Genomic DNA, 24097 nt, shown 5'->3' with positions numbered 1-24097 from the left:
CGAAAGATGGGGGAGGAACCGGCAACATGGCCTTTCAGACGGAATACGAGTTCGAGCTCCCGCGCGGCTACGTCGACGAGCACGGCACGCTGCATCGGAGGGGCGTCATGCGCCTCGCCACGGCGGCCGACGAAATTTTGCCGATGCGGGACCCGAGAGTCCAGCAGAACGCGGGCTATTTGACGATCATTTTGCTGGCCCGGGTCGTGACCCGGCTCGGGGACGTCAAGCATATCGACACGAAAATCATCGAGAAGCTGTTTACGGCGGATCTGGCCTATTTGCAAAATCTGTACCGTCACATCAACGACATCGAGCCGCCGAAGCTGCACGCCGCTTGTCCGAAATGCGATCACGAGTTCGAGGTGGAAGTCGATTTTTTATCCGTAACGGAGGGCCTCTCGTAGCGTATCCGATCGACCGGATCTACGAGGAAGTCGGCTTCATCGCCTATTATTTCCATTGGCCCCATGACGACATCATGAACATGGACCACCGGGAGCGCCGCAGATGGTGCGACGAAATTTCGAAAATGAACCGGAAGCTCAACGAGGACTCGGACAGGCGCGACAATCCGTTCGACGTGTTCGGAAAGAGGTGAAGGCGCACAGCCGACGCGAATGAACAATCAAGTGCTGCACGGGGGAGCGATCCGCTTCGGCATCGAGCTGGAAGGATTGGAGGTGGCGGGCTTTTCCGAAGTGCAGGGGCTGGAAGCGGAAACGGAAATCGAGGAATACCGCGAAGGCGGAATGAACGGCTTCGTTCACCGGCTCCCGAAAGGCATCCGCCATCCGCGCATCGTGTTGAGAAAAGGCCTGACCTCGTCTCCCGAGCTCTGGGAATGGTACAACGAATCGGCCCAGGGGGCGACGGTGCGCAGGCGAAAAAGCGGGTCGATCATTTTATACAAAAGCTCGTACAAAGAGGGAGACAGCCGCTGGAACGGCAAGGCCGACCAGTGGAGAGGGACCCTGAACGACAGCATCGAATTTTGCCGTTGGAATTTTTTCGACGCCTATCCGGTCAAATGGGTAGGTCCGAGCATGAACGCCTTGTCGAGCGACATGGCGATCGAGACGGTGGAGCTTGTCCATAACGGCATCAAGCTGATTAACCGGACGTAGATAGGGGTGCGAGGCTGTATAGCGATTCGAGGCCCCCGCCATGACGATGAGTTAGCGCCGACCAAGCCTGCCCGGCGGATAGCGTTCGCGAGAGGTGGCGTCGCCGCGGGTTCGCGTCCCAAGAAGTCCATCCAGCGGACTACATGGCGTGGCTGTAGCGGGTTCGCGGCCCAAGAAGTCTATCCAGCGGACTACAAATGTTCTCGTCCTTTTTTTGAACGATTCGGGAGGGAGGTCAGCCATGCAGCGGTTTGAACAGCGCGTGCGGAAGCATGTTCGGGGGATGACAAGGCATGAATATTTCGCGGCGTCTCTTCTCGGAAAATACGGTCCGCTCGCGCGCCGGTCCGTAGGCCCGGCGAATTTGACGTTCCGCATGGCCGCCCGGCCGAAACGAAAGAAAACGGAAGAACGCCCCGTCATCCGCGTTCGCATTCAGCCACTGGCGCAACCGGCAACACGGGAAAAAGCGGTCGAAGTGCGCGAACGGGTGGTGGAGAGGGATCGGGTCGTCGAGAGAACGATCGTCCGGGAAAAAGAGCGAATCGTGGAAAACGTCCGGATCGTCAACCGGAACGTTTTCGTCATTCGCGAAGCCGATCGCATGATTCGCGAGCAGCGGCTGCTGCGGGAGTTCGCGATGCGCTCGCCGGTCGGCGAGAAGGGCGATGTCGCCGAGGAGGCGGTTTACCTGGCAGATATGCGGGATGAACCGTTCCGTTCGGGCTTGGGCGTTGAGGCAGGGACGGTCACCCGGAAAAAGGCCGAAAAAGGCGGGGCCTCGCAAGGCAGCCGAGAACCTCGCGGAGGACCGGCGCCGCGAGGCAGACCGGCGTTAGGAAGGCCGACGCCGCAAGAAGGCCGTGCGCCGGGAGAAAGCCGGCCGTCTTCGGACGGCCGAGCGTTCGCGCCCAATGGGCAGCTATCGCCGACTGGCAGCCGGACGGCGCGCGATCCTTCTTCCGGTTCCGGCCCGAAATCGGAAGCCGAGCGGGCGACGCCCGCGGCGCGCGCTTTCGAAGCCGGGCGCGAGCGGCGGGGCGGCAAGGCGTTGTCCGAGTTTGCCGGGGCGCTTTTTCGCAAAGCCGCGTGGCCGCTGTTAGCGAGAAAAAAAACCGGAGCCCTCGCACGCCGCGGCGAAGATTCGTTGCGGCCGGCGGACGGAATCGAGCCGTCCGCTTCTGCCGAAGGGCCGGTCAAGCTTCGCAAGGCGCTGCTGAAGCGCGCGATTTTCGACGGACCGCTTGAAGTTCGGAGGACAACCGGAAGGATGCCGGCGGACGACCGCCGGGGGGCGGAGCGGACTTATTCGGATTCTTCGGCGGATTCCGCGAAGGAACCGGAACGGACCGGCGGACGTCGGGCGTTTGCGGCGGCGGACCCGTCGGCTACAGCTGCATCGTCAACATTTTCAGCGTCGTCATCGTCTTCGTCTGGGGTTTCGTCCGGGAACTCACCGTCGGCGATGTCGCCGGCGGCTGAAACGCCGGCCGCGCCGCCTCCGCAATCGCGGGAGCCGAGAGAGGAATCGAATGCTTCCGGGAGGCCGAGATCCGTTTCGCCGGAACGGCAGGGCCGCCCCGAGCGAAATGCCCGACTCGAAAAGGCATCCGGCAGAGGCGCGGCGAAAGAGGGAACAACGGACCGTGAGAAAGACGGCGACAGGTCCGGAAAAAGAGCGGGAACGCCGGGAGAAGAAGGAAACCCGGCCGATGGCGGGAACGCGTCGAAAAGGACGGGGAATTCGCCGGATTCGGAAGGTCTTTTTCCGGCATCCGCGGAAGACGGGAGCGGGGGCGAACGCAGTCGGCCGTCCGGCGACGCGCGTTCCGGCTTCTCCGAAGCGGCAACCGCCGAAAGACGGCTCTCCGCGGCGCGAGGCGACGAAGGGGTTGAAATTGAAGGCCGGCCGCGTTCGCGCGCCCGATCTTTCCTTTATTCGGGATCCGGGAAGCTGACGTTCGCAAGGCAGCCGGATCGGGTGGTCATCCGTCCGGGCACGAGCGTCAACCTGTCGTTTCCGAATAGGCGGCAAGGCAATGAAGAAAGGGCGAACGCCCGATGGCTCCTTGCCGGGGCTCCCGGATCGGATCGTCCCTTCGTCAAGGCCGACGTCCCTGCTCCGGCAAGGATGATCGCCCGGATTTCGCAACTAAGCGGGCTCTCTTCCTTGAGCGCTCCCGGGCGGGACCGCGGCGCAGTTCGGCGGGAGTCCGCCGTCCGGCCGAACGGCTCGGGAGCCGGTTCGGGAACGGCAAGCGCGGGCGCCGCGGCGGACGCGTCGGCGACGGCCGGAAAGATGCCGTCGCCCGCGAGGAAAGGACGGCTCGTATTTTCCGCCGCCGGGCGGACACCGAATCCGGGGATGCCGCCGCCCCGAACGGCGCTCGGGCCGATGACGCGTTTCGCGCCGTCGGAACGGGCGAGCCGCTTCGCTTTGCGGCAATTGGGCGGAACCGGTTTGAGGCTGCTAAGAGAAGCTGAGAGACTGGGCGGAACCGGGTCGAGGGCGTCATCCGAGAGCGACCCCGGCCGTCCGGCCGGAATGCCGGGCGAAACCGGCTTGCCGGCTTTCCGGGGAAGCGGCCGTCCGCAAGCCGGCCGGCATCAAACGGTAAAACCGAACGATGTCGGAAGGCGGCAATCGGGCGGAAACGGCCGGCGGCTGGCCGAAGAACCGACGGAAAGCGGCCGACCGTCGGCTTCTCCGGCTGCCAGCGGCATGCCGCCGGCGGCCGGGAACCCCGCGAAAGCGGGCTGGCGGCGGGCGGTCGTCGGCGGCAAGCCGATGCAACTGATCGGCCGTCTGGCACCGGCCGCCGAGCGCTTCGCGTTCGGGCGGCGCGCTTTCGGAGCGGGAACGCAACCGGACGCGCCGTTTCCGGATGGCGGCCGCGTCGCGGGAACCCGGACGAGCGGGACGGATTCGGCTGCGCAGACGGAAGGATCGCTTTCACCGCTTCGAGGCCCGAGCGCCGAAGCCGGTTCGAATGGGACCGAAGACCGAGCGGCGATGCAGGAAAACGGGATTGAAACCGGGGCGGAAACCGGACTTGCCGCGCGAACCGTCGCCCCTCGCCGTCAAGTTCATGAGGCGAAGGCGGCCGGCGGCAATTCGAAGGGGGAAGGCCCGAACGGATCCGAAGCCGGCACGGCGCCTTCGGAAGGGGAAGAGCGGCTCCGAACGCAGGCGCCGAGGCTGAGGCTCGAGCGCGGTTTGCCGGGCGGGGGCCGGCTCGCGTTTGCCCAGCGAATCGCGCAAAAAACGTCGGCGGGCCGGAAAGGCCGACCGGCACCCGGCTCGGCGCCGAACCCGCATGGGATCGCCGGCCGCGCGCCCAAATTTTACCCGAGCCGCTCCCTTTCGGGAAATACGGCATGGCGGGCATGGCGATCCGAAGCCGATTCCCGGGAACGACGGGGTCCGAGCATGACCGGGTCCCGGAAGCGAAGCGGATCGATGGCGGACGCCGGCTGGACGGGGGATGTCCGGAGCAGGACGATGTTCCGGCTGCCGGCCAACCGGAACTTCACCGGGCTTCGGAACGCGGGAAGCCGGGATACGGGCGGATTCCGGAACGCGGGAGTTCTGAACATGGCCGGCGTTCGAGAAATGAGAAGCCGGAACTTGGCCGGCCTGCGGGAAGCGGGAAGCCGGGATACGGGCGGATTCCGGAACATGGGAGTTCTGAATCCGGCCGTCGCCCGGGACATGAGAAGCCGGAGCGCGATCGGGCTCCGGGAAGCGGGAAACGGGCCTTCGGCCATATCCCGGGCAACGGGAATCCCGAGCATGAGCGGAGCCTCGGAAACGGAGGGCCGGAGCATGCTCGGATTCCGGAAGCGCGGCAGTTCGGCTGACGGCGGCCATCGGGAGCTTGGCGGCTCGCCGTTTCCCGGGCTCTCCGGGGTCCCGGTCGCCGCCGAACGCGGGAACGGCCCCGCCGCGACCGGGACCGATTCCGGCGCCGGAGCCGCCGGCGCATTCCCGGCCGCCGAACGCGGCCGGCGAGCCAGAGCGCGGCCGCCGCTGATCGGGCGGTCGCTCGCCCCGCCGCCGGTCCGCCCGGCCGCGGCGATCGCGGCCGCAGCCGCCCCGGGCGGCGGCCCCGCATTCGGCGGCCCCCCGGCAAGCGGGGCGCCCCCCCCGCCGGCCGCGCTCGAAATGCGGCGGCCGGAGCCCGCTCCCGCCGCGCCGGCCGCGCCGCGGGAAGTCGTCGTCGAAGCGCCGCCGGCGATCGACGAGAAGCAGCTGCAGCAGGCGCTGAGCCAAATGCCGCAGCTGCATCCGGACAAGCTGGCGGACCAGGTGTACAAAGCGCTGATGAAGCGAATGAAGCTGGAGCAGCGGCTTCGCGGATATTGACAAGGAGTTAAGCGATATGGGACCGGTAAAAGCGGAAATCGAAGTGTACCGGAACGAAGAGCCGAAAAACATCAAAGTGCTTTTCAATCCGAACGAATACAGCCTGCAGACGGGCAACAGCTTCGCCTGGAAGACGATACCGGGCCTGCAGTCGCCGATCGCGCAGTTCATTAGCGGGGAAGCGGAATCGCTGACGATGGACCTGTTTTTCGACACGTTCGAGCGGTTGCCGGAGGAAGGGGACGACCCCGGCTACGAGACGCGCGACGTGCGGCGCTTCACGGATCAGATTACCGGCCTGCTCGCGGTGGACAGCGATCTGCATGCGCCGCCGACGTGCCGGTTCGTCTGGGGGACGCTGGATTTTACCGGAGTCGTGGAAAAGGTTTCGCAGCGCTTCACGATGTTTCTCGAGTCGGGGATTCCGGTACGCGCGACGCTGAACGTCACGTTTCGGGCGGTCAAGGGCATGACCGAGCAATATCAGGAAACGCCCCGGCAGTCGGCGGACCGGACGAAGCAAAGGACGCTCCGGCAAGGAGAGCACTTGTGGACGATCGCGGCCGAGGAGTACGAGGACCCCGGCATGTGGCGGGCGATCGCGGAAGCCAACGGCATCGACAATCCGCGCAAGCTGCCGGTCGGGCGCAAGCTCATCGTTCCGAGGCTGGAATAGGGGGGCGCGGCAGCATGATCGACAACAAGACGTATACGTTCGCGGAGCTTGAGGAAACGTACCGCGGCTTTTTCGCGCCGGCCTTCGAAATTTCTATCGAGGGCCAGAAGCTGAACCTGCTGCAGGCCGCCGTTTCCGGCGTAAGGGTCGACACGACGACGGAGACACGGGCGGATCACTGCCAATTCCGGATCGAAAACGCCTATAACGCCGTCAGCCGCGAGTTCCGGTGGGTCGGCTCGCTGATCGAGGTCGGCAAATCCCTGCAAGTCAAAATGGGCTACACCGACAAGCTGGTTACGCTGTTCGACGGCATCATCACCGGCATCACCCTCGACTATCCGGAACAGAGCCAGCCTACGGTATCGGTGACGGGGATGGACCGGTCGATGCTGATGATGCGCAGCGTCCAGTCGAAGGAGTGGCACGATGTCAAAGTAAGCGACGTCGTCAAGGAGATCGGCGGCAAATACGGGCTGCAGCTGCAGGTCAAGGAAACGACGGAGACGCACAAGACGATCGAGCAATTCCGCAAAAGCGACTTTCATTTTCTGAAAAAGCTGGCGGAGGACGAATTTTTCGAATTTTTCGTGGTCGGCCAAACGCTCTATTTCCGGGAATCCGCGGCAAACTCGGATCCGGTGCTGACGCTCATGTACGGCAAAAATTTGAGCAGCTACACCGCCGAAGTGGACATTACGAAGCAGGTCAGCCAGGTCGTCGTTCACGGCGTAAACCGGAAAACGAACGCGAAATTTTCGGGCGCTTCCCGGCCGATGAGAATCATCGGCACGAACGGCCGCGCGGGGCCCGACGTGATGAACGCCTTGTCGAGGCATCTGATCGAAAACGTGTACCGCAACGTGGCGACTCCGATGGCCGCGCAAAAATTGGCCGACTCCCTGATGAGCGAGCGCGGCATGGACCTGGTTACCGGCCAAGGCCAGTGCATCGGCCTTCCCGAGCTGCGGGCGGGACGTTTCGTCAAGCTGGAAGGCCTCGGGCCGAAATTCAACCAGCCGATGCTGCTCGCAAGCGTTACGCATGCGATCGATTCCGGCGGTTATACCACGAGCTTTACCGTAAAGGGGAACGCCATATGATGTTCAACGTATCCGGCGAATGGGACAGGGACGCCTCGGAAGAAGGCACGGTAAACGGCGTCATGGTGGCGACCGTAACCAATATCGACGACCCGGACGGACTCGGGCGGGTCAAGCTGAAGTTCCCGATTCGCGAAAACGAGCACGAAACCGATTGGGCGCCGCTCGTTTCGCTGATGACCGGTTCCGACATGGGAACGCTGTTCATTCCCGAAGTGGGGGACGAAGTGCTGGTCGCTTTTCATCTCGGATATCTGGATCAGCCCTACGTGATCGGCGGCCTGTGGAACGAATCCCGCAAGCCGCCCGCCAAGCACCCAAAAAACGATATCCGCAAAATTCGCACGAGAGCGGGGCACGAAATCGTTTTTCAGGATACGGCCGAGGACGGGAAAATCACGCTTAAGACGAACAAGGGCTTAAAGCTCGAAATCGCGGATCAGGCCGAATCCGTCACGCTCGCGACGAAGAACGACCAGCAGTCCGTCACCCTGAAGGGCGCCACCGCCAATTCGATCGAAATCAAGGCGGGCACGACCAAAATTACGCTCAACAATCAAGGACAGATCACCATCGACACAAACAATTCGGTCAGCTTGAAAGCGACGCAGGTGAGTCTCGAGGCCTCGGCCCAAATGTCCATCAAGGCGGGGGCGACGCTCGATTTGAAGGCGGACGGGATCGTCAATATCAAAGGCTCGCTCGTGAAAATCAACTAGCGCCAGCCGTTTCGCGGACTCGCGCGAGCGGTTCGAGGACGGCGGCGAAAAGGGGGAAAACCGGATGTCAACGCCGTTTCTCGGCAAAGGCTGGCGGTTTCCGGTGCGGGCGGACGCCACGACGGGCCGGATGCTGCTGTCCGAAGGGGAAGACGATATCGCCGAGGCGATCCGGATCATTTTGATGACGTCCAAAGGAGAGCGCCTCATGCGCCCGGATTTCGGCTGCGGCCTGCGGGATTACGTCTTCGGCACAATGGACGCCACGACGCTCCGGCTGCTCGAAAGCGACGCCCAGCGGGCCATTACGGTGTGGGAGCCGCGCGTCAAAAACGTCGGCGTCAAGGCGAAGGTCGATCCGTCCGACCCCGGCCGTCTTCAGCTGCATGTACAGTATACGGTCAGATCGACCAACAATTTATTCAACCAAGTATACCCCTTCTATTTGGAGGAGGGGACGAAATAATCGGGAGAGACGAGCGCGATGAAATCTGAAGCCTGGCAAGGCGGAGCCCTTCGGCCTCCGACGATCGACGGAAGAGACATGGCCGCGTTCGTCGAGCAGATGAAGGCGATGGCGCCTCATTATACGCCGGAATGGCGGTTTTCCCCCGACGATCCGGATGCGGGGACCGCGCTGTTTTTTCTGGCGGCGGAGATGCTGCAGGAAAACCTGAAGCGGCTCAATCGCGTGCCGCTCGGCAACCTGATCTCGTTTTTGGATATGCTCGAGGTCCGGCTGCGGCCCGCCCGGCCGGCGAGAACGACGGTCGTTTTCTCGCTGAACGAAGGATTCCGGGAACCTGTGTACATTCCCCAGGGAACGCTGCTGACGGCGCCCAGCCCGGACGACGGGGAAGCGATCCCGTTCGAGACGGAGACGGCGCTGCTCGTGACGCCCGCCCGGCTGACCGATTGGGTGAACGTCCATCCCGGGCGCGATCGGATCGTCCGGATCGCGGACGGCGCCGAGGCGTTCCCGGAGGCGCCGGACCCGGACGGTTACCCGCTCTTTTCCGTCAATGGGGACGATCTGCAGGAGCATGCCCTTTACTTTCGTCATGACGAGCTGTTTTTGCTCGATCGTCCGGCTCAAGTGACGCTGGTCTGGCACAACGCCGAAAGAAGGTATGCCGAGCCGGAGCTGGCGGAAGCGATGGCCCGGTCCGATTGGCTGGAATGGTCCTGGTACCGGGAGGGACAATGGGTTCCGTTCGACCGGGTGACGTGGGAGCGGCAGGAGACGACGCTCTGGAAGACGACGGCGGGACCGCTCGAGCCCGCGACGGTTAACGGAACGGAAGGAAGGTGGATTCGCTGCCGCGTCCGGAAACGGCCGGAGGACGAAACCGCCTCCCCGGCCCTGACCGCGATGCCCGCCTTCGACCAAGTGGCGCTGCGGGCTTCCCACGACGTCAAGCGCGATCCCGGCGGCATTTTGCCGGCGGCGCTGTATTATAACGATCTGGAGCTGGAAAAATCGGGGTTTCACCCGTTCGGGGAGCATTTCGTCCCCTATTCGGTGTTTCATGTCGCGTGCCCGGAAGCCTTCAGCAAAAAGGGCAGCCGACTGCGGATGACGTTCCTGGCGCGAAACGTCGGGAACGTGCTGAGGAACGCTCCCGATCCGGAAATCCGCTGGCGGATGATCATGCGGACGTCGGAATTCGAGCCCAAGCCGCCGCAGCGCGTCGCCATCCGGCGGGTGCAGTGGGAGTATTGGAACGGCGAAGGCTGGGTCCGCGTCCCGGACAGCGGAGTTTACGAATCGATGTTCGCGGAGCTTCCCGAAGAGGAGGCCGCCCTTCGTTTCGTGGAGTTCGTTTGCCCGGAGGACTGGGCGCCGACGTACGTCAACGGAAACGAGGATTTGTGGCTGCGGGTTCGGGTGCTGTCGATGGATCCGATCACGGACCCGATGGTCGAATATATGTCTCCCTGGCTGGAAAAAACGTCGTTCTCCTATCGTTATTCGGCGGAAACGCGGCTGAAGCCGTGGGAGGCGCTGACGTTGAACAACGCGGAATGGGTTGACCGGACCGCGACGGTCCGGCAGGGCGGAGACGTCTTCAAGGCGTTCGCGCCGATCGATTGTCCGGCCCCCGCCGTCTATTGGGGCTTCGATCTTCCCCCGGCCAAGGGGCCGATTCGGCTTCACTTTTCGCTCGGACGCCGCAGCCCGGGGGACGGGGAGCCGCCCTTTGTCGAATGGGAGGCGCTCATTCGGGACGCCGGGGGCGCCCGGTCATGGACGCCGCTGCGGACGAGCGACGAGACGAACGGGTTTACCCAGTCCGGCGCCGTGCAATTCGCTGGTCCCGCGCAGATGGAGGCGTTCCCCCTGTTCGGCCGGGAACGGGTATGGCTCCGTTCGGTCAACCGGGACGGCCGGTACGGCGAACCGGATGCTTCGTGTCCGGCCGTCGCCAGACTGGACCGGAACGCCGTAACCGTCGTTCAGCGACGGACGATTCGCGACGAACTGCCCGAGGCGGCGAAGGACGGCTACGTTCTTTCGCGGGCTCCGGTCGTGAGCCAGGAAGTATGGGTCGACGAGACCGGATTTGTCGGCGAGCAGGCGCTGGCGGACATGGACGAGGACGGATACGAGGTCATCCGGGACAGCGACGGGCAAATCGGCCGGGTATGGGTCCGCTGGGAGGAAAGGGCCTCGCTCGTCGGCTCGCGTTCGTTCGATCGCCATTACGCGATCGAATCGGCGACCGGCCGCATCCGGTTCGGCGACGGAACGAAGGGCGCGGCCCCCCCGAACAAGGGGGCCGGCAAAATCCGCGTCACCTACCAGGTGACCGAAGGGGCGAGAGGCAACGTCGGGAGCGGCCAGGTGACCGGCATGATGCAGCCGATCGCGTTCGTCAGCGGCATCGCCAATCCGTTTTCGGCGGTCGGCGGCGGGGACGCGGAGCGGCTGGAGCAGGCGGTTCGCAGAGGTCCGCAGCAGCTCAAGCACCAGAACCGCGCGGTCTCCGCGTCGGACGTGGAGTGGATCGTGCGCGAGGCCGAGCCGTCCGTCGCCAAAGTCCGCTGCTTGCCGAACCGGAATGCGCTGCTTCGGAAGGACTCGGGCCGGGTGGCCGTCGTCGTCCTGCCCGACGGCGGCAGGAACGGAATCGCCCATTTTCCCGAAATCAAACGGACGGTGGAACGGGCGCTCAAGGAGAAGCTTCCGAATCTGGTCGGGAGCGCCGGCCGGTTTTCGGTGCTGGCGCCGGCGCTTATCGAAATTTCCGTCTCCGCGACGGTCTACGTCTCCTCCGCCGACCTGATCGTCCCGGTCGAAATAGATTGCTCGGGCCGGCTGGACTCGTTTTTGGACACGATGACGGGCCAACTGGACGGACGAGGCTGGGAAATCGGGGAGACGGTGCACGCTTCCGCGTTTTACGGATTGCTCCATTCGGTGCGCGGAGTGCAGTCGGTCGACAAGCTGGTGTTGACCGCCCGCGTTGCCGAAAACGGCGAAACGAGGGAAATTCCGCCCGACGACCTGAAGCGTTTTCCCCACGGCATCGTCATGGGCGGCCGTCACCGGCTGAACGTAACGATGGCTTGAATCGCGAATTCTGTTAGATCCGCATGAAAGGAGGACGGCCGATGCTGCCCCGCATTCCGCTCGACGACCGGACGTACGAAGGCATTTTGCAGGAGGCGAGGCGATCCATCCCCCGGCGGCTGCCGGATTGGACCGACGAGAACGCGCACGACCCCGGCATGACGATGCTGGAATTGTTCGCCTGGCTGACCGAAATGCAGCAGTATTATTTGAGCCGGATTCCGGAACGCAACCGGAGAAAGTTTCTCGATCTGCTCGGCGAGGCGCCGAGGGAGGCGGCGTCCGCCGTTGTGGAGGCCTCGTTCGGCTCGATTCGGACGCCCGTGACGCTGCCGAAGGGAACGAAGCTGCGGGCGCGGGATGAAACGTTCGAAACGGCGGATCAGGTGCGGTTGCTGCCGCTTGCCATCGAGCGGGTCGTCACCCGCACGGAACGGGAAGCGAGCGATGTGACGGCCGCCAATACGCAAGGCGACATCGCGTACTTCGCCTTCGGAAGCGGGGCGGAGCGGGGGAGCCGACTGTATGTGGCGCTCGATGCCGAGCCGCTGCCGGGCCAGCTCGTGACGATGTCCGTCAAGCTGGCGGGTTCGCCTCCTTCCGGCGGCGACCGCGTCGTCCCGTCCGCGAGAGTGTCCTGGAAAGCCTACGGCCTGGACGAGCGCACGCGGCAGGCCGGCTGGCTGCCGCTCGAAACGTACGAGGACGCCACGGTGCATATGACCTACAGCGGCCGCATCACGTTTTTTTTCGAATCGCAGCTGCTGCCGGTCATCGTTCATCCGGCGAACGACCGCCCGCGCTACTGGATTTGCTGCACGCTGGAGGAGCCGGGCTACGAATCGCCGCCCCGCATCGACGGCCTTCTGCTCAACACGGCGGTCGCGGTTCACCGCGATACGAAAAGCGAAGCGCTCGACTTCAACTCGCCGGGGCTTCGCAATTGGGGCCTTGAGGCGGATACGTACCTCGGCCGCTGCGGCGATTTGCGCGTTCAGGTGCGCGAGGAGGACGGCGTCTGGCGCGAATGGCGCGAGGCGGCGAGCTTTGAAGGGGCCGGACCCGAGGAGTGCCGATTCGTCGTGGAGACGCGCGCGGACGGCTCGCGGGTCGTCCGGTTCGGCGACGGCGTCCGCGGAAAAATTCCGCCTGCGGGCAAAGGCAACGTGCGCCGGATCCATTCGGAAGCTTCGTTCGGCGGCCGGAGATGGATCGGCAGAAGCAACGGGCTTCCGAACCAGAAATTCGAACTGCACGAGCTCGTCCCTAGGCGCAAGGATGAATTCAGGCTGCAGGTCGGCATTCCCGGCGAAGGGCATGGAGAATGGCTGTGGGAGGACTGGACGCCGGTCGACGATTTCGACCGGTCCGGTCCGCTTGACCGCCACTTCGTGTACGATCGGGAAAAAGGCGAGATTCGCTTCGGCAACGACGAGAGCGGCGCGATTCCCGCCGTTTGCGGCGAGCCGAACCTGTGCCTGATCGTTTGCGTGCTCGGCGGAGGGGAGCGGGGCAATATTCAGCCGCACCTGCTGACCGGCTGGGAATCGCCGACCCAGCGGGCGGCGGGAATGACGGTGACGAATGCCGGGTACGGCTACGGGGGCGTCGAGGCGGAGACCTTGAACGAATGCGTCGAGCGGGTGCAGCTTGAGCGGCACTTGCCGTTTCGGGCCGTTACCGACGGCGATTACGCCGCGATTACCCGCGCGACTCCGGGGCTCAAAGTCGCCAGGGTGCACGTCATTCCCGGCTATGCGCCCGGCAGCTCGCTCCCCGCGCCGGGAGCGGTGACGGTCGTCGCCGTTCCGGACAACGAAGCGGCGACGCCGATGCCGAGCGCCGGCTATTTGCGGACGATCGCGGGTCATCTGGAGGAGCGGAGACTGTTGACGACGGAGGTCCGCGTCATCGCCCCCGAATACGTACAGGTGGCGGTGCATGCGATGGTCGTCGTCGAACCCCAGTTTGCCGGCGAGAGCAAGCGAATCGTCGAGACGCTGAACCGGCTGCTCCGGCCGGTCGGGATTCGCGATCCGGAGGAAGGCTGGCCGTTCGGAAAGACCGTGTACAGAGGCGATATTTACAGCGCCATCAGCCGGGTGCAAGGAGTCGCCTACGTACAGGATCTATGGTTGGAGGCGGCCGGCCGCCACGCGGTCAAGTCGGCGTCGGGCGACGTGCTGCTGCCGCCGAACGGACTGGTCTATTCCGGCGAGCATCGGATCGAGCTGATCAGCCGGACGCAAGTGTGAGCCATGCCGCCCGCCGGCCGGGAGCGAAGCGGAAAGGCGGCCTGAAGCGGGGCCGTCCTTCGGACCCGGCACCGGCGGCGGTTTCGATTACGCAGCAAAGGAGGGGAGAGCTTGGAGAGCGGCGCGACTTTTTTCTCGCTGAACCGGAAGGAGCACTGGCGGAAGAGAGGCTGGCTTGTCAATCTGGATGCCGGCGAAGACGGCGTGCGGCTGCAAAGCGGGCAAAAATACGGAATTATCGATACGCTGCACCTGGAAACGCTGGAGGGCGTAGGCGGCATCGCCGCGTTTGCCGTAGGTCCGCTGGGCAGGCTCGTGCTGCTTGACGAGAGCGGGGACTTGTGGGTGTACGACCGGCGCAGCCGCCACCACGAGCGGCTTTTCGTGCCGAGACACGGGCTGTTTTCCGCCGCATCGCAGCTTTCCGTTTCGGGGGACACGCTGCTGGTGGCCGATCCGGAAGGGGAGCCGTCCCTGACCGCTTACGACATGGCCAACGGCCAGGTCAAATGGAGCCGGAGCGGAAACTCGCTCGACGGGCGCTATTTCGAGCCGCTCGCGCTGGCGAGCGACGACCGGTTCGTGTACGCGCTCACTCCGTCGCTTGAGCCTTCCGGTTCCGGCGAAACGCGGGAACGCCTGCCGCTGACGCTCATCCGCCTGACGCTGGCCGGAACGGTGGACGCGGCGTTCGCCGACAGCCGGTTTTCCGCCAAGATCAAGGAAGACGGAACGGGCGAGCCGGGCATCTCCTATTTGGCGGTTTCTCCGGGGGGCGACGCGTACGTGTTCGACAGCGCGGGCTGCGTGCTGTTCGCCTTCGGGCCCGAAGGCGCGCTGCATACCCGGATGCTGCTGCCGCCGTTCTCGTTTGCCGGCATCGGCGTCGACACGCGCCGGCAAATTTATGTCGGGGATTCCAGGGTGATCGGTCCGGAAGGCGAGGACGATCGCTTCATCCTCCATTTCGGCGAAAACGGAGAGCTCGTCGGCCGGGTGGCGGGCTTTCGGGGCAAAACCGACGGCCTGACGATCGACGCCTCCGACCGGATGTACATTTTGAACAGGGAAAACGGCACGATTACGATGCTGGATCTGCAGCCCCAAATGCTGAACCGGGAAGGCGCGGGCGCACCGGAGGGCGCATGGCTGTCCCGGGCGCTGGACAGCGCGGAAAGCGAAACCGTCTGGCACAAGTTCACGCTGGATGCGGCGATCCCGGACGGGACTCAGCTGCGGGTGCGCTATTTTGCCTCCGATTCCCCGGAGCTCGTCCTGCAGGGGACGCTGCGGAACGTGGACGACTGGCTCGGGCGGGAGGACTTATCGCTCGACGAAAAAAGGGCGGCGCTCGCGCCTTACTGGTCCGAGCCGATCGTCAACCCGTCCGACGCGTTGTTTCGGGAAGCGAAGGGGCGGTATTTGTGGCTGCAGATCGAGTGGCTCGGCAGCGAGCGGCTTACGCCCATCCTGCGGAAAATGCGGGTTTATTTTCCCCGGGACACGTTAATCTCTTATTTGCCCGCGGTTTACCAGGAAGAGGAGGAGAGCCGGGACTTCCTCGAGCGCTATTTGTCCCTGTTCGGCACGCTGTTCGACAGCGTCGAGGAGCAGATCGACGGGATGGCCGGCCATTTCGACAGGGAAAGGGCCGAAGGGGCGATGCTTCGCTGGCTCGCTTCCTGGCTGGGCATGGAGGTCGACGACAACTGGAACGACGAATGGGTCAGAAGATTGATCCGGTTCGCGCCGGAGCTGTACCGCTACCGGGGGACCAAGCGCGGCATCGAGAAGGCGGTCGAGATTTTCACGGGATTGACGCCTATCGTCGTGGAATCTTTTCAATATAAACAGCTGCGCGAGAAGGCCGAGTTCAGATGGCTGGTGGACCGGCTGTACGGCGACGATCCGTTTACGTTCACGGTGCTGCTTCATCCGAATCAGGCCCCGAGCGAAAAAGAGAAGACGCTTTTGCTCCAGCTTATCGAGGATTTCAAGCCGGCGCATACCGAAGCGCGGCTCGTCTGGCTCCAGCCGTGGATGTATCTGGACTTGTACACGTATCTCGGCATGAATACGGTGCTGACCGAGCCGTCCCTGTTTACGATGAACGCGGGCAAGGCGATGCCGAACGACACGCTGCTTGTCGATCTCGACTTGAACCGCAGGCTGGACGCCCACACGCGGCTGGAGATGGATTCGGAGTTGGAATGACCCGCCTTCGGGCGCAAATTTGATGCAGGTCAGGAGGGGTTCGAGTTGAAGAAGGCGAGGATGTTTCCGTTTGAACGAAACCGGTATTTTTACGGCAAGCTGCTGACGGTCCGGGACTTCGAATCGGAGCAAAAGTATTTGAACGACAAGCGCCGGCTGCTCAATCGTCTGCTGTTCGGAAGCGGCGTCGTCGCCGGCATGCAGGTCGTCGCGGTCGACGACAAGACGATTACGGTGGAAATGGGGCTCGCGATCGATTACATCGGGCGCGAAATCGTCATTCCGGCTCCCGTCACGCTGAAGCTGTCCATGGTCGACGGGTTCACCAACAACGAATACAAGAAAAACGTTTATTTGTACGTCGCCTACGACGAAAAAGGCCGCGAGCCCGTTCACTCCGTCGGCAATTCTTCGGTTCGCGGGGAGGAAGTGAGCGAGTACAACCGGCTGCTGGAATCGTACAGGCTGTTCGTCCGGGAGGAAGCGCCGGATCCGCGATCCTTCGAATTCGTGCGGCTGCTGGAGGATGTCGCGATTTTGTATCAGGACGCGAACGTGCGCGTGCTGCAGCGGATGCCGAAGTACGTCAACCCCGGCGATGTCGTGGACGTCGCCCTCGTCGTCGAAAAAACGCTTCAGACGCCGCGCGTCAGCCTGTCGTTCGCCTACGAGGCGGAGGGCTTCGACCCGCTCGGCTACGACGGCAACCGGGTTTCGTTCCTGGAGCCGGGGGAGGCCCAGGAGACGGAATATACGATTACGTACAGCGTCAAGGTGCAGGACAAACCGGGAACGTTCGGAAAACTCGCGCTTTTGCCGGAAAACGTGGAGCTTTACATCGGCGACAATCGGATCGCCTTGGACGGGGGCGTGTCGCATTCGGTCGAAATTCTCTCGAATCCGGCAATGGAGCGCGTGCTGAAGGATTGGTACGAGCGTTCGCTGGACCAGGCCGCCGAAGGCTCGTCGGAACGCGAAGTGTGTCTGGCCAAAATCGGCCTGCTTCAGGTCGGGCCGACCTATCTGATCGAGCAGGTCGAACGGGTTCCGTTCGGGGAGTACGTTCCGAACGCCACGCTTTCGCAAAAGCTCGGCCGGATGGGGCGGACGGGTTCGCTCAACCGGTTTTACGCCGAAGCCGAGGCGTACGACGTCGATTTCGGGGCGAAGCCGGAGCTGGGCGTGTCGTTCCATCCGGAACGCAACGCGTTCGAATTCAAGCTCGGCATCCCGAAGCCTCAGGCGATCAACGACGAGATCGCCACGGGCGTGCTGGAGGTGCCGCTGGACGCCGCCGCGAAAACGGGAGGAAGGTTTTTCTCCCGGGGACGGCGAAACTTCGTCACCGACGAAATCGCGCACGGTCTCGGGCAGGGACAAGTATCGATCGTCGTCGGCCTGGAAGAGCGCGGAGACCGGAAAACCCGCGTCTATTACGACTCTTTGGACGTCTTCAAGGGGACGGATTACGAGGCGGATGTGCCGAACGTCCGGTTCGGCACGATCGTGTACCCGGACAGCGGAAGCTTCCGTATCGGCATGAAGCTGGCCGAGGCGACCGAAGCGGAATCGCTCCGCGTCCGCTGGTGGGCGTTCAAGAAGCTGCAGGAAGGCGAAGCCGGTCCTGCGGCTGAAGCCGAAGTCGCGGAAGCGATGGCGGAGGCCGCGGCCGCGCGGGAGGAAGCGGAGTAGTTGTTGCGCAAGATAAAGCGTTGCCCCGGAGCGGACATGCCGCTTCGGGGTTCTTTTTTTGAAGTAAACGAACCTTGGGCGGCGATGAGATGGGCAGCGAGATCTAACATTCGAACTCTTGAAAAGGGAACATATGTTTGGTAAACTTGAATTAACATAATTAATTTGAACGGAATGATTTTGTAAGAAAACGCCCCCCAAAAATGAACCTGTGATAAAATGAACACAACTGATCAATGGAGGCCAAAACATGGACCAATCTGTTATCCAGGCGTTGCAGTTTGTTCTCCAAGAAGAGTTGCGCCCGCTCAAAGAGGACGTGCGACAAATAAAGGGTGATTTGTTGCCGCTCAAAGAGGACGTGCGACAAATAAAGGGTGATTTGTTGCCGCTCAAAGAGGACGTGCGACAAATAAAGGGTGATTTGTTGCCGCTCAAAGAGGACGTGCGACAAATAAAGGGTGATTTGTTGCCGCTCAAAGGGGACGTACAACAATTAAAGGATGAATTGTTGCCGCTCAAAGAGGGTGTAAGACAAATAAAGATGCAGCTTGATCGTATGGAATCCAATCAGAATGAAGACATCATAGCCGTTCTGAGCCATATGTCCGGAAAATTGACGGCCATTCAGGAAGATATGGAAGGCCTGAAGCATGACGTTGAGTATACGGTTAAAGAACAGGCGGCAATCAGACTTCAAATAGAACGGTCAAAGCGAACAATTACAACCGATCCTATTAAGCCTGTATAGGACTTTTATATTTCACTAGCTCTAGCCCCAGTCTTTCCTCTTTTGGCTCTACTCATTTAAATATCCCGTTTTTAAGAAAATGCAAAAAGAAAGGACAACGCCGAAATAGCGTCGTCCATTGCCGCTCCCGGCAAAACACTTCTGCGTCACTGACTTTGCCGGACATTCGTACCGGCGGTTTTTGTTATTCCGTACTGACGGCGCGAACGGTGGCGCGGACGGGTTTGTCCTTGTTGTACAGAACAATGACCCACTGGTCGTTCCATTTGTGCCACATTTCGTACCGCCCATCGTCCGCGGACATGCGGGTACCTTTGTTGCCGGCGGCGGACAGTTGGCCTGCCAAATCCAGCAGTACCGTCCGGTTCCAAATCCGCACTTCGGCGACGAGAAACGATTCGGGATTGTCCGGATCCGCTTCGAGCTCGAAAGAATATTGGTAAGCGCCGTAGGTCAATTCTTGGTTTGACGGCAGCGTTCCGGCGTTCGGATCGGCTTCCGCGACGGAAGCGTCTTCGTCCGCGCCGCCCGACTCCGCGCCGGCATCCGGGGAAGCACCTTCCGCGTCCGTTCCCGAAGCTTGCGGTTCGGGCGCCGTTTGCGTTTTCCCGCCGGTTACGCCGGCCTGTTCCGCGGGATCTGCAGCGCCCGGGCCCGCGGAAGCTTCGCTTTCCGCCGGGGCGGAAGCCCCGCCGGCAGCGGCGGCACGGGCCGGGCCCGATGCCGCGGCTCCGATCGGCGGCGTCGAGCCGTCGATCCCGCCTTGGTTGTCCTCGCCCGCGCCGTCTTGCGTTCCCGCAGCCGACCCGGGTTGCGCGTCCACGTCCGAACCCCCCTCCGGGCCCGCGGAAGCGTCGCCTCTCTCGCCGCCTGACGTTTCTCCGTCCACCTGCGATCCGCCGCCGTTGGCTCCGCTGCCATCGCCGCCTTCCGCGCCTCCGGCAGCATTGCCGTTAGCGGCATTTCCGGCTGCGCTGCCGCCGGAATCGCCTCCGGCAGCATCGCCGCCGCCGGATTCGCCGGCACCTCCGTCGCCGGCATCCTCTCCGCCCGCCGCCGCGTCCGCTCCGGCCGGAGCATCCGGCTCGCCGAGCAGATCTTTCAGCTTGGCAAGCGTAAGCCCCATGAACCCCTGCGGGTACAGCGCGCCATCGCGGAAATAACCTTTGTACACGACGGCCCCGTCCCCGTCGAGCAGGCTGCCGGCTCCTTCGTAGCGGTCCGAGCGAAACGAGCCCTGGTACAACGGAACGCCGTCGTCGCCGAAGGCCTGGCCCTCGCCATCCTTCAAGCCGCCGGAAAAGTTGCCGGCATAGACGGCGATGCCCTTATCGTTCATTAGCGTGCCCGCCCCATGGTATTGTCCGAGCTGGCAGCTCCCTTTGTACTTCGCGACCCCCGACGGGTAGTACTCCGTACCTTCGCCGGACAGGACGCCGCCCGCGAACGCGCCTTCGTACCGCAGCGTTCCGTCCGCCGCGTAAAGCTTGCCCGCGCCTTCGTAGACGCCGCCCGCAAACGCGCCCTCGTAAACGATCCTGCCGGCATCGTCGTAAAGCTTGCCTTCTCCTTCGTACGCGCCCTTGACGAACGCGCCGGCATATTTGACGGCGTCTTTGGCGGCGTACAGCGTGCCGTTGCCGTCATACAGCCCGCCGGCAAACGTCCCCTCGTACAAAAGGCTGCCGTCCGGGTTGTACAAAAGTCCGTCTCCGTCGTACAAATCGTTGGCAAACCCTCCGCGGTAGAGCAGCTTTCCTTCCGCATCGTACAGGTCGCCCTGTCCGGACTTGAGCCCTTTGTCGAAGCTTCCGGCGTACAGAAGCTTGCCGGCCGCGTCGTAAAGCTTGCCTTCTCCGGAGTAGAGGCCGTCTTTGAGCCCTCCGGCATAAATGACGTTGCCTTCCGCGTCCTTCACCTTGGCCGTTCCGGAAAAAGCGGCCGCCGCGGCCTTCTCCGCCGCAAAGACGGGGGTGCGGCCGAACCATTTGTCGACGAATTTCGGAGGATTAATGAAGCCGAAATAGGCGATGACGAGCGCGATCAGCGCGATCAGGACGACGAGCTTTTTCGCGATGTAGTAGCTTCCGATCCTCCAGTAGTCCGCAAGGGAACGGAGGCCGGAGCCGAGAATTCTGCGAGCCCAGCCGACAAGCCAGCGGAGAAGGAGCTTCGGCAGTCTCCCGGCCAGCCGGATCGGCTTCATGACGGTGCGTTGGAACGGCTTGATAAGCGGCTTGATGATTTGTTCGATCATTTCAAGGCACCTGTATGGTCATTTGACCGGGCTGCGCGATTTGGATGACGCCTCCGAAGCTGCACATGCACTTCGACTGGTTGTTCAACGCCGGCATGTTCGCAACCAGGACGGTCGGGGAACCGGGCGCCCAAGGCGCGGCCGTGACCGGCGTGCAAGGGACCGGAGTCAACGTTCCGAATTTGGCGGCGGTCGCCGCGGCGACTGCCGGGTTGGCCATGGAGGAACACATGCCGAAAGGAGAAATGTTGACCATCGGCTTGTTGTCCATAATGTTGGCGAGCGGCATCGAGGTCAGCGTCCGATTGGCGGGAAGCACGTTCAGGATGCCGGGAGCGGCGCCGAAGGAGCATTGGAGCGCGGCACCGCTGCAGACGAATTGGCCCATGCGCAAAACCCTCGTTTCACGGAAAATTGTCGAGAAAAATCGATTTCATTTTTTATCCTATATTATATACCTTAAATTGTAATTTAGATAGGAAAATGAGTGTGTTCTGTCGAAAAGTATAGTAGGATGAGAATAGCAGAATTTGCCTGGGCCTAACGGCTTACCGCCCTTTCCTGCGGATCCGGAAGCCGGTGCCGATTCGAAAACGCGGGAGTTGGAACGTAACGATGAAAAGGTTCGCCGTATTGCTGCTGATCGTCGCCCTCGCGACCGCGGGGCTGTCCGCTTGGGGACTCGCGCAAAATAACGCCTGGCAAACGCCGCCGTGGGAGGACCGCCAGCCTCTGTCCAATCTTTCGGCCGCGGCGGCTTCGCCGGACGGGGCGCTTATCGCCATCGGCGCCTCGAAGCAGGAGATTTCCCGCTTCGATACCGAAGGCTCGCTGGAATATCGGATCCGGAACGGGAGCGAAGTCCGCAACGACTTTACCGAAGCGATCGCCGACGGCTCGGGGGGCATCGTCGCGCTCGTGACGGCGCTTGACGATTACGGGCTGTACGTGGCGGAAGAACGGATCGTCCGCTACGACGCTTCGGGACGTTTGGCCCATGCGCTGTACAGCAAGCCCGGAGACGGGACGAGCAAGCGCGTCGGCCAGCTTAAGGGGTTGCAGGTCCGGGACGGCTTCGTCTACTTTTTCGAAACGGGGATCGACAGCGCCGTTCTGAAACGCGCCCCTCTGGACGGGGGAGCGGTCTCGGACGTCTTTTCGTTCACGCTGCCGGACAATCGCTATCTCTCGGAAGCGACCGGAACGGCTCCCGGCCAAATCTATTATACGACCAAGCGCGGCTCGATCTACCGGGTTTCCGCCGAAGGAACGAGCGAGCTGCTGTATCCGTTGCAGACGATGGAACGCACGCGCAAAAATTTCCCCGAAAACTTGTCGCTCGACGCCTCCGGACGCCTGCTTTTTATCGATCGGCTGCTGAACGCGGTGACGGCGATGGAGCCCGGCAATCCCGCAAGCTTGCAGGTGCTGCTGGACGACGCGGCCGTCAGGCGGCTGGCGCCCGATTCGGAAGGCTTCGAGCTCATGGATGTGAAAGCTTCGCCGGACGGGGGCTATACGGTCGTGCTTAGCGACCGCTTGCTGCTGCTCGACGGACGGATGAACGCGGCCGGCGATTTGCGGAGCACCGTTCTGTCGGGCGCGGACGTTCGAAACCATTGGCTTCTGTGGATCGCGTTCGCGATGGGAACCGCGTTTCTCGCCGTTGCGGCGCGGCTTGCGTACGTGCATCTGTTCCGGAGACGCTTCCCGCTGTTTTTAAAACAGCTGCTCGTCATCGTCCCCGTCGTCCTTGTCTGCATGATCCTGCTTTCCAACTTTATCTACAACAGCTTCGCGGCCCGCATGGAGGATCAGATGCAGAACGAGCTGCTCCTGCTTGCCCGCAACGGGCAGCAGCTGATCGACGGAGACCGCCTCGAAAGGCTCCAATCTCCCGAAGACTACGGCAACGAGGATTACAACGCGATCCGCGACAGAATGAACTTCCTGTTCGACGGCCAGGAAGCGGAACAGCGCAAAGGCCTCTACAGCACGCTGTACAAGTTCGAAGGGGAAAAGGCCTACATCATCATGGACGACGACGACGGCGTCAACATGTTCCGGCCCGCCGAAGACAGCGAGGAGAACGAGGCGGTGCGGACGCAGGGCACCGTGCTTGGCGGAAGATGGAAGGATGCCGAAGGCCAGTGGATTTACGCGCAGGGCCCCGTTTATAACAGCGCCGGGAACATCGTGGGCATTTACGAAACGGGCCGCGACCTGAGCGTGCTTTACCAGGAAAACCAAAAAATCTACCAAAGCATAATCGAAAATATCGTCATTATGACCTCGGTGCTGCTTGCCGTCATTTTGCTGCTCAATTTCGTGCTTTTGTCGTCGATCCGCAAGCTTCGCCGCAAGGTGCTGGAAATGGCGAACGGGAATTGGGACGTCGAAGTGAACATCAGGAGCCGGGACGAGGTCGGCGACCTCGGCGAGCAATTCAACCGGATGGGCCGGTACATCCGGCAATATATCGCCGACATTACCGCGTTCAGCGAGGCTTCTTACCGGTTCGTGCCGCAGCAGTTTTTCCGCGCCCTCGGCAAAAAGGGCATTCTCGACATCCGCCTCGGCGACCAGGTGCAGCAGAATATGTCCGTTCTCGTCGCCAACATCCGGGGCTTTCGCCAGCTGTCGAGCACGCTGACGCCGAAGGAAAACTTCAATTTCATGAATTCGTTCCTGCGGAGATTCGGACCGCTCGTCCGCAAGGAGGACGGCCTGGTCAGCAAATACTCCGGGGCGGGCTTCATGTCGTTGTTTCCCGGCCACGTCGAGGCGGCGATCCGCTCGGCGATCGCCATCCGGCAGGAGCTTTCCGCCTATAACGAACATCGGAAAAGCTCGGGCTACGCGCCGGTGGATATCGGCATCGCCATTCACCGGGGCCCGCTCATGATGGGCATCATCGGGGAGGAAATGCGCTGGGAAGGCAACGTCATTTCCGACGACGTGCAGCGGACGGCGCTGCTGGAGCAAATGTCCGACACGCTCGGGGCATCCGTTCTCGTCACGCGGGAGTTTTTCGGACAGCTGCGCGATCCCGAGCGTTACCGCCACCGGCGGCTCGGCCGAATCCGGCCGGAAGGCATGGAGGAAGCGATCGAGCTGATCGACGTTTACGAGGGAGATCCGGAAGAGATGCGCAAAGCGAAAGACCGGACGAAGGCGTTGTTCGAACGGGGACTTGCGCTTTGCCAGGAAGGGCGTTTTTACGACGCGCGCGAAACGTTCGTGGAGGTGCTCAAGCAAAACCGCCTCGACAAGGCGGCCAAGCTGTATTTCTATCTTTGCGACGAATATTACCAAAAAGGCACTTCGGCCGGCTGGAACGGAACGTTGGCGGTATAGAGCGGA

16 protein-coding genes are annotated in these 24097 nt (G+C 62.6%); 14 read left to right on the top strand and 2 right to left on the bottom strand.

Annotated features, from left to right (window positions below; translation table 11 throughout):
* The first annotated feature begins 26 nt into the window (after nt 1-26).
* The 13 genes from B7E11_RS10675 to B7E11_RS10615 all read left to right on the top strand — a co-directional run bounded on the left by B7E11_RS10675 (nt 27) and on the right by B7E11_RS10615 (nt 18477).
* Nucleotides 27-407: a hypothetical protein gene (locus B7E11_RS10675; protein WP_080834197.1), complete on the top strand. Its 381-nt coding sequence runs from the start codon at nt 27-29 to the stop codon at nt 405-407.
* Nucleotides 347-601, top strand: coding sequence for a DUF6760 family protein (locus B7E11_RS30785; protein ID WP_139787145.1), 255 nt, complete (start codon nt 347-349; stop codon nt 599-601). Before B7E11_RS10675 ends, B7E11_RS30785 begins: the two co-directional genes overlap by 61 nt.
* Nucleotides 602-620: 19 nt before the next feature.
* Nucleotides 621-1127: a phage tail protein gene (locus B7E11_RS10665; RefSeq protein WP_080834195.1), complete on the top strand. Its 507-nt coding sequence runs from the start codon at nt 621-623 to the stop codon at nt 1125-1127.
* Nucleotides 1128-1368: 241 nt separating this feature from the next.
* A complete protein-coding gene (locus B7E11_RS10660) occupies nt 1369-5493 on the top strand; it encodes a hypothetical protein (RefSeq protein WP_080834193.1) in 4125 nt (1374 codons plus the stop codon).
* Nucleotides 5494-5509: 16 nt separating this feature from the next.
* Nucleotides 5510-6169 carry a CIS tube protein gene (locus tag B7E11_RS10655; protein WP_080834191.1) on the top strand — a complete coding sequence of 220 codons (660 nt, stop codon included), beginning with the start codon at nt 5510-5512 and terminating at the stop codon, nt 6167-6169.
* Nucleotides 6170-6183: 14 nt separating this feature from the next.
* Complete coding sequence (locus B7E11_RS10650; RefSeq protein ID WP_080834188.1) at nt 6184-7272, top strand: phage late control D family protein; 1089 nt, start codon at nt 6184-6186, stop codon at nt 7270-7272.
* On the top strand, nt 7269-7991 hold the full coding sequence (locus tag B7E11_RS10645) for a phage baseplate assembly protein V (RefSeq protein WP_080834185.1): 723 nt from the start codon (nt 7269-7271) through the stop codon (nt 7989-7991). Before B7E11_RS10650 ends, B7E11_RS10645 begins: the two co-directional genes overlap by 4 nt.
* Before the next feature lie 64 nt (nt 7992-8055).
* Nucleotides 8056-8457 (top strand): GPW/gp25 family protein, encoded by a 402-nt coding sequence (locus B7E11_RS10640; RefSeq protein WP_080834182.1) that lies wholly within the window; start codon nt 8056-8058, stop codon nt 8455-8457.
* 18 nt (nt 8458-8475) lie between these two features.
* Nucleotides 8476-11565, top strand: coding sequence for a baseplate J/gp47 family protein (locus tag B7E11_RS10635; RefSeq protein ID WP_080834180.1), 3090 nt, complete (start codon nt 8476-8478; stop codon nt 11563-11565).
* Between the two features lie 41 nt (nt 11566-11606).
* A complete protein-coding gene (locus tag B7E11_RS10630) occupies nt 11607-13820 on the top strand; it encodes a putative baseplate assembly protein (protein WP_139787144.1) in 2214 nt (737 codons plus the stop codon).
* Nucleotides 13821-13931: 111 nt separating this feature from the next.
* Complete coding sequence (locus tag B7E11_RS10625) at nt 13932-16034, top strand: phage tail protein (protein WP_080834178.1); 2103 nt, start codon at nt 13932-13934, stop codon at nt 16032-16034.
* 45 nt (nt 16035-16079) lie between these two features.
* Entirely contained in the window at nt 16080-17726 is a 1647-nt protein-coding gene (locus B7E11_RS10620; protein WP_080834176.1) for a hypothetical protein, read from the top strand.
* 250 nt (nt 17727-17976) lie between these two features.
* Nucleotides 17977-18477, top strand: a complete 501-nt coding sequence (locus B7E11_RS10615) for a hypothetical protein (protein ID WP_080834173.1) — start codon at nt 17977-17979, stop codon at nt 18475-18477.
* Nucleotides 18478-18661: 184 nt separating this feature from the next.
* Here B7E11_RS10615 and B7E11_RS10610 read toward each other — a convergent pair whose 3' ends face one another.
* Together B7E11_RS10610 and B7E11_RS10605 are read right to left on the bottom strand one after the other, a co-directional pair.
* Nucleotides 18662-20734, bottom strand: a complete 2073-nt coding sequence (locus B7E11_RS10610; RefSeq protein WP_080834172.1) for a hypothetical protein — start codon at nt 20732-20734, stop codon at nt 18662-18664.
* A 1-nt stretch (nt 20735) separates the two neighbouring features.
* Nucleotides 20736-21122, bottom strand: coding sequence for a DUF4280 domain-containing protein (locus B7E11_RS10605; protein WP_080834170.1), 387 nt, complete (start codon nt 21120-21122; stop codon nt 20736-20738).
* Between the two features lie 227 nt (nt 21123-21349).
* On the opposite strand from B7E11_RS10605, the gene B7E11_RS10600 reads away from it, so the two are divergent.
* The gene (locus tag B7E11_RS10600) at nt 21350-24091 is read left to right on the top strand and encodes an adenylate/guanylate cyclase domain-containing protein (RefSeq protein ID WP_080834168.1); all 2742 of its coding nucleotides are present in this window, start codon (nt 21350-21352) and stop codon (nt 24089-24091) included.
* Nucleotides 24092-24097: the final 6 nt, after the last annotated feature.

It is taken from the genome of Cohnella massiliensis, assembly GCF_900169535.1.
GTDB lineage: Bacteria > Bacillota > Bacilli > Paenibacillales > Paenibacillaceae > Cohnella > Cohnella algarum.
Note: the sequence above shows the minus strand (reverse complement) of the source record. Positions and strands in the feature narration are given on the sequence as shown.